8 protein-coding genes are annotated in these 6,866 nt (G+C 56.1%); 2 read left to right on the top strand and 6 right to left on the bottom strand.

Translation table 11 applies throughout. From position 1 onward, the window contains the following. The 4 genes from BG52_RS15120 to BG52_RS02140 form a co-directional block, all read right to left on the bottom strand. A partial coding sequence (locus BG52_RS15120) for an RbsD/FucU domain-containing protein (protein WP_036666774.1) occupies positions 1-97 on the bottom strand: 97 nt, incomplete at its 3' end. 30 nt (positions 98-127) lie between these two features. Continuing rightward, the gene (locus tag BG52_RS02150; RefSeq protein ID WP_036580583.1) at positions 128-1,624 is read right to left on the bottom strand and encodes a rhamnulokinase; all 1,497 of its coding nucleotides are present in this window, start codon (positions 1,622-1,624) and stop codon (positions 128-130) included. A 16-nt stretch (positions 1,625-1,640) separates the two neighbouring features. After that, positions 1,641-2,303, bottom strand: coding sequence for a class II aldolase/adducin family protein (locus tag BG52_RS02145; protein ID WP_036580581.1), 663 nt, complete (start codon positions 2,301-2,303; stop codon positions 1,641-1,643). Positions 2,304-2,321: 18 nt separating this feature from the next. Then, a complete protein-coding gene (locus BG52_RS02140; RefSeq protein WP_036580579.1) occupies positions 2,322-4,112 on the bottom strand; it encodes an L-fucose isomerase in 1,791 nt (596 codons plus the stop codon). Between the two features lie 126 nt (positions 4,113-4,238). On the opposite strand from BG52_RS02140, the gene BG52_RS02135 reads away from it, so the two are divergent. Together BG52_RS02135 and BG52_RS15865 are read left to right on the top strand one after the other, a co-directional pair. Beyond that, complete coding sequence (locus tag BG52_RS02135) at positions 4,239-5,249, top strand: LacI family DNA-binding transcriptional regulator (protein ID WP_036580577.1); 1,011 nt, start codon at positions 4,239-4,241, stop codon at positions 5,247-5,249. A 101-nt stretch (positions 5,250-5,350) separates the two neighbouring features. Further along, complete coding sequence (locus BG52_RS15865; protein ID WP_190287440.1) at positions 5,351-5,515, top strand: hypothetical protein; 165 nt, start codon at positions 5,351-5,353, stop codon at positions 5,513-5,515. Positions 5,516-5,746: 231 nt separating this feature from the next. On the opposite strand, the gene BG52_RS02130 is transcribed toward BG52_RS15865, so the two are convergent. Further along, a complete protein-coding gene (locus tag BG52_RS02130) occupies positions 5,747-5,971 on the bottom strand; it encodes a helix-turn-helix domain-containing protein (protein ID WP_036580574.1) in 225 nt (74 codons plus the stop codon). 214 nt (positions 5,972-6,185) lie between these two features. Further along, a complete protein-coding gene (locus BG52_RS02125) occupies positions 6,186-6,794 on the bottom strand; it encodes a YhcN/YlaJ family sporulation lipoprotein (protein ID WP_036580573.1) in 609 nt (202 codons plus the stop codon). Between the last annotated feature and the right edge of the window lie 72 nt (positions 6,795-6,866).

The raw sequence follows: 6,866 nt of genomic DNA, 5'->3' as shown, positions 1-6,866 counted from the left end.
AATTGCCGTCGGCCAGCACGATTTCGTCACCGTGCCCCATCTCCATCAACACTTTCAGAAGCTCTGGCGAGAGCAGCTTCGGAATACCGATTAACATTCGGCAACTTCCTCCCATTGTTTGTCGTTTTCACGGGGTTCCGGTCAGCGCTATAAATCGACGATAGGCGAAATCCCATTCCGCGCGGTCATCAAGCGGCTCATAGGTATCAATCGGAAAGGACGCGGCCACGAGCCGACGCGCATGCTGCAAATCCGCACATTTGCCCTTCGCAATGAATTGCACCAATAGGTTGCCGATTGCACTCGCTTCTACGGGTCCGGACCATACCGGCCGGCCGAGCGCACAGGCTGTGAATCGGCATAGCAGCTCGTTCTGTATGCCTCCGCCGACCATATGAAGGCCGTCAAACCTCTGCCCGGCAAGCCGTTCCGTCTGGTCCAACGCTTGCCGATAGCGAAGCGCCAGACTCTCGAGAATGCATCTTGCATGTTCACCCTTCGACTCCGGCACCGGCTGATTCGTCTCCCGGCAATAGCTTTGAATTTTGCCCGGCATCCCGCCCGGGCCGTAGAACCTCGCATCGTCGGGATCGATCATGCTGCGGAACGGAGCTGCAGACCGGGCCTCCTCGGCCAACTCCTGAAAGCTAACCGTCTCATCCCGTTCATCCCATTCACGCTTGCATTCCTGCAAAATCCAAAGGCCCATAATATTTTTGAGCAGCTGGTACGTCCCTCCGACCCCGCCTTCGTTCGAGAACTCCAACTCTCTCGCTTCCTCTGAAATAATCGGCGTATCCAGCTCCGTTCCAAGCAACGACCATGTACCGCAAACCAGATAGGCAAACGGTCCAGGCGGCGCGGGAACGGCGACCACAGCGGATTCGGTGTCGTGCGTGCCGACAGCCACCGCATCGATCTTCGGAACGTTCAGTTCCAGGCATACATCATCGGCAAGCGGACCGACCAAGGTGCCGGGAAGCGAAGGTTCCAGAAAAATCCGCGCGGGAATGTCCAGCCGTTCCATTAAGCGGGTGTTCCAGACCTGCTCCAACGGCATGTACAGCTGGGTGGTAGTGGCCATCGTAAACTCGCATACCTTGCAGCCGGTGAGGAAATAAACGAGCAGATCGGGCGTCAGCAGCAGCGTTTGTGCCGCTTGCAGCTGCGGCGAATCCGCCTTCTTCATGGCGTACAGCTGATAAATTGTATTGAAGGGCATACTTTGCAGGCCGCCTTGCTCATAGAGCTCCCCCTTGCCGATCAAGGCGCCGATTTCCGCGATCAGCCCATCGGTATGCGGATCGCGGTAATGATAAGGATTGCCCAGCAGCTCGCCGTTAGCATCAAGCAGTCCGAAATCGACCCCCCAGGTATCGATTCCGAAAGACTCAACTGCATAGCCTTGTTGGAACGCCTTGCGGATTCCCCCTTTCACCTCCTGCAGCAGCTGCAAAATATCCCAATGCAAATGACGGCCTACTTGCACGGGCCGATTCGGAAAGCGGTGGATTTCGGTCACCCGAAGCTGCTGCCGCCCGCATTCGTCCGTCAGCTCGCCGATCAGCGCTCTTCCACTGCTCGCACCCAAGTCGAAGGCCAGCGCAACCGAAAGCAACGTCATTGGCGACCGTCTCCTCTCATCCGTTCATCTTCTGCAGCAATTGTATCCGGTACGCTTCACTCTCCAGCGAGGCAACCTCTTCGAATTGTTCCTCGGTGAGCGCCTTGGGCTTGCGAATCGCCTTGGCAATGAGATAGATTTTGGCGCTTTCTTCCACAACCTCCGTCCGGTAATAAGCTTCCCGGAGATTCCGTCCCGTCGTGACGAGCCCATGATTGCCGAGTAGAATGGAGCTGGCGTCATTCACCTTCCCGACGAAGGCATCAGCCAGCCGGTCCGTGGTAGGCAGGACATAGGGCACATACGCCGTCTTGCCGACCAGGGCCGCCTGATCCGGGAACATGACCGGCAATTCCTGCTCCACCAGTGTGAACGCGATGCAATAGGGAGGATGAGTGTGCACGATTGCGCCGATATCCGGATTTGCCCGATAGGCGTACAAATGCATCAGCACCTCGGAGGAGGGCCGCAGTCCGATATCCGCAATCGCGCCGGTGGCAATGTCCACCTCCACCCATTGCTCCGGCTCGACTTCATCCAGTGCGAAGCCGCTCGGAGAGAGGTACATTTTATGCTCGTGCTGTGCGCTGATGTTGCCACCGGGGCCGACCACCAGCTTGTTGGCGACCGTTTTGCGCGCGTATTTGCAAAGCTCTTCCCGTATGCGCATGCTGCTCATTGCCTCATCCCTCTCCCGTTACTTGTAAAGCGCACCGAAATTACCGCAGGCGCGGAAATCCGCGCTTTCCGGGTCGGCCGTACCGAACAATCCCCATGCACGAGGACGGAAAATGCGGTCGTCCGCCACATTGTGCATATTGACCGGAATGCGCAGCATCGATGCCAGTGTAATCAGGTCGGCCCCGATATGGCCGAAGCTGATCGAACCATGGTTCGCCCCCCAGTTGTCCATGACATCGTAAACCGTTCGGAACGCGCCATGACCGGTCAAGGTCGGCGCAAACCAGGTCGTCGGCCAGGTGGGGTCCGTCCTTTTGTCGAGTGCTTCGTGGACATCCGCCGGCAGCTCGATCGAGTAGCCTTCGGCAATTTGCAGCACCGGCCCGATGCCCTTCACCAAATTCAAACGGGACATCGTCATCGGCATTCCGCCGCGTGTCAGGAAGTCCGACGAATAGCCGCCGCCGCGGAAATATTCCACCGATGCCGGCCTCCAAGAAGTGGCCTTCAAGCATTTGTCCGCCTCCTCGGGAGTAACTTGCCAAAAAGGCTTCATGACCGGCTTCCCGTCCTTCGTCTGTTCACCGGTGCCGTCAAGCGTAGCCGGCCCCGAGTTGATCAGATGCAGAATACCGCCCTCCGCCGCGCCGGCAAGCGAGTGTCCGGTAACCCGCTTCACGGCGTCCGGACTCCAGTAGGTTCGAACGTCGGCAAATATTTGCGCCGTATTCGTGAGCAGATAGCCGAACAGCATCGAGACACCGTTCAGGCTGTCATTTTCCGTCGCAACGATATACGGCGCGCGGATGCCGTTCCAGTCGAATGAGGAGTTCAGCATCGCCTCCATGAAGTCCCCGTTCGGGAAGTGGTCCGTCCACTGCCGCTGACCTTGAAAGCCGGACACAATAGCGTTATGACCCAGCGCCTCCTCACCGAAGCCCAACTCGCCCAGCCGCGGGTTGCCGACCATCAGGTCGCGCGCGATTTGCGTCATTTTGACGACCGTCTCCCAATCCCGGGCCTTGCGCTCGCGCGACGTTCGCAGCTGAGGCGGATTATTGTCGGGACCTTCCGGACAATGCTCCTTTACCCAAGCAAGCGCTTTCTTAAATTCCGTGTCGTCGTAAATGCCCTCTTCCATGCGCCGTACAAATTCGCTCATGTCGACATATTCCGTGCGCATGCCAAGGTACTCCTGGAAAAACGCATCGTTCACAATCGAGCCCGCGATGCCCATCGAAACCGAGCCCATCGACAGATAGGACTTGCCTTTCATATAGGCGACTGCAAGCCCTGCCTTGGCGAAGCCGATCAGCTTCACTTTTACATCCTCCGGCACCGTCGTATCGCCGGCATCCTGTACATCCTCACCGTAGATGCCGAAAGCGGGAAGCCCTTTTTGCGCATAACCGGACAGCACAGCAGCCAAATAAACGGCGCCCGGCCGCTCCGTGCCGTTAAAGCCCCAGACCGCCTTAGGGATCGAAGCGTCCGTATCCATCGTCTCCGTCCCATAGCACCAGCAAGGCGTTACGGTTATCGAGAGCCCCACACCCGCTTTCGCGAATTTATCCGCACAAGCGGCCGATTCCGCCACACCTCCGATGCATGTATCGGCAATGACGCATTCGACAGGCTCGCCGTTCGGGTAGCGCAGATGCTCGGCAAGCAGCGCTGCCGTCGCGCGGGCCATGTTCATCGTTTGCTCCTCCAACGATTCGCGGACCCCTTTTCGCCGTCCGTCGATCGTCGGCCGAATGCCGATTTTCGGGAAGCCTTGCTGAAAACGATAAGCCGTATCTGTCAACTTAATCCCTCCGTTTTAGATAAAAATGTTATCGATAACTTTAAAATATCAATACCGCCCTCTTGCTGTCAACAGCTTCTTTTGGGTAAGATAAAATGAGTATTCAATGGGTGAGGGGAATATGCCATGGTAACGATATATGATATCGCCGCAAAGGCAAGCGTGTCGGCTATGACCGTTTCCAGAGTTATCAATAACACCGGTAAAATCAGTGATAAAACGCGGGCTAAGGTGAAACGGGTGATGGATGAGCTGAATTATGTGCCGAACCAGATGGCGCGAAGCCTTGTGCTCCAGCAGACTCATATTCTGTCTCTGCTTATTACGGATATTATGAATCCCTTCTATACGACGCTTTCTCGCGGTGCCGAGGATGCCGCCATCAAACATGGCTATCGGCTGCTTTTCGGCAATAGCGACGAGAACGTGCAGAAGGAAGCGGCATACATCAACACCCTATTAACGGCTCGTGTGGACGGCGTCCTCGTGGCTCCGGCAGGCGACCCTTCGCTTCCGCATCTGGAAAAGCTACGCAAGCACGAGGTGCCGTTCGTCCTAATCGACCGGGAGGTGCCGGGCATCGAGTGCGACATTGTACTGGGCGACAGCAAGGAAGGCGCCCGCGCACTTGTCGAGCATTTGATCGCGCACGGACACCGAAACATCGCTATACTGAACGGCTCATCATCGATATCCAGCGCACGTCTGCGTCTGCAGGGCTATTTGGAGGCATTGAAGCTCAACGATTTGCCGATTGACGACACGCGCATCTATGAAACGAGCTTCGGACCGATGAACGACTTGTCCGAGATGGACCGATGGCTCTCGCGGATGGCTCCTCTCCCGACGGCCATCGTGGCAGGCAATAACGCGCTGGCTTTGGAGATTATTCGGTTGCTCCGGTCGAAGGGGTTAAGCGTGCCTGACGACATCTCCGTCGTATGCTTCGACGACTTCGGTCCGTATGCGGAGCTCGATCCGTTCATTACAGTCGCCGCACAGCAGGCCTACCAATTCGGCTATTTGGGCATGCAAATGCTGATCGAGCGGATCAAGGAGGGCTCAGACGCGGGACCGTGGCGCAAAATCGTTCTCCCCGCGGAGCTGATCGTCAGGAGATCCGTGAAAAGCGTATAGTCCGGTATCGTTTGCCGCAAAGGCGTTATTATCCTGAAACTGGATGAAAAAACGGCGTTCAACACGGGCATAATAACAAAAATACGTTTGGAGGCGATACCGTGGATTACCAAACCGCCCACCTATCCGACGAACAAATCCGGCAGCTCAAGCAGGCGGAAGAAAGCTTGTCCGAATCGACCGGAGACACCATCGTCCTGATCGCGTACAAGCAGGAGCGGAAACCAGACAGCCGGGAGGAAACAGAATTTACGGAACTTGTGTAACTTTCATGCGGAACCTTTGATTCTGCACGCTCGTTTTGGTGTAAGAATGCCGAAAGGAGCATGATACCGTATGAAAACTATTCTGATCATTGCGCTGATCGTGATCGTCCTGGGATTTCTGTTAGGCCGGCGGATGCGCCGCCGGTTTGTCGGATACGGTCAAAAAAACCTCCTCCCCGGCTTCCTCGCGAAAGCGGTTAGAAGGTCTGAATCACCCCGCAAAAGCTAACGTCAAATTTTCAATTCCCCAAGCTTGATTAGCTCGACAACCGCTTGTGAACGGCCTTTGACGTTTAATTTTTGCATGACGTTGGATATGTGGTTGCGCACGGTTTTCTCACTGATGAACAGTTGCTGCGCGATATCCCTCGTGGTTTTGTCCTGCACAAGCAGTTCGAAAACCTCTCGTTCACGGTGGGTCAATAAGAACTTGCTGCTGTGGTCGCTTCCCTTCAATGTTTGTCACCCCTCCTTGCCTGGGTTGTATAGTGTTTACAAGGTAAAGGGATACAGTCAACTTATCATATGAGAGGCAAGTAGCGGGGGTGCGATTTCCCCTGAAAATGGGCGACTCGGAGCCGCATGGCGTCCCGCGGCATCCACCCAAAAAGAAAGCATCCCGCTCGGCAATCGGCACAGGGCCGGTTAACGAAGGGGATGCTTTTCAACGTCAATCATAGAGCGTTCTGGTGCCATGGCTGTACCGCAATCCCGAATCGACCGGGAACATCCGCTCAACCATGCCGTTGAATTCCGCGATGAAGCCTTGAATCGGATGCCCCTCCTCGACCTGCGCCATGTATCCGCTCATCCGGTCGACGAATTCGGGATTTGCCGATACGAATACCTGCTCGGTTTGCGGAGCCATCTCTCTCACCCGGTCGGCAATGCGGACTTTCAGACCGCCATCCCGTTCCGGCGCGGCCCTGCCTGCCCGAACGGCGACATAGGCGTTGCGATCGGTGAGCACCACATACGATGCCTGAACTCCATCGAGTTTATTGAGATGATCGGCGATATTCCGGCTCATTTCCATCCGGTAATTCCGGTGATTGCCAATCAGATTGTTGCTGTTCAGCCGTTTGCCGTTCATACGGTTTTGCTGGTTCTGAATATCGTCGGCGAACCGTTTGTCGATGATCCGATTGCCGTTGCCGTCCTGTCTTACGCTTTGCGTGCGGATATTTTTGTTGCCGACGTCGCCTTGCGTATCCGAGCATCCCGACAGCAAGGAAGCAATAAGCAGACCAACCGTTCCGATCAAGCCCCTAAGTTTCATGAGTTACCCTCCGCTTCGCTTGATGCGGGGCAAGCGCGCATAGGCAGCCCCGGTTGTAGCGTTTGCAGGCGG

This window comes from Paenibacillus darwinianus, from assembly GCF_000598065.1.
Lineage (GTDB): Bacteria > Bacillota > Bacilli > Paenibacillales > Paenibacillaceae > Paenibacillus_I > Paenibacillus_I darwinianus.
Note: the sequence above shows the minus strand (reverse complement) of the source record. Positions and strands in the feature narration are given on the sequence as shown.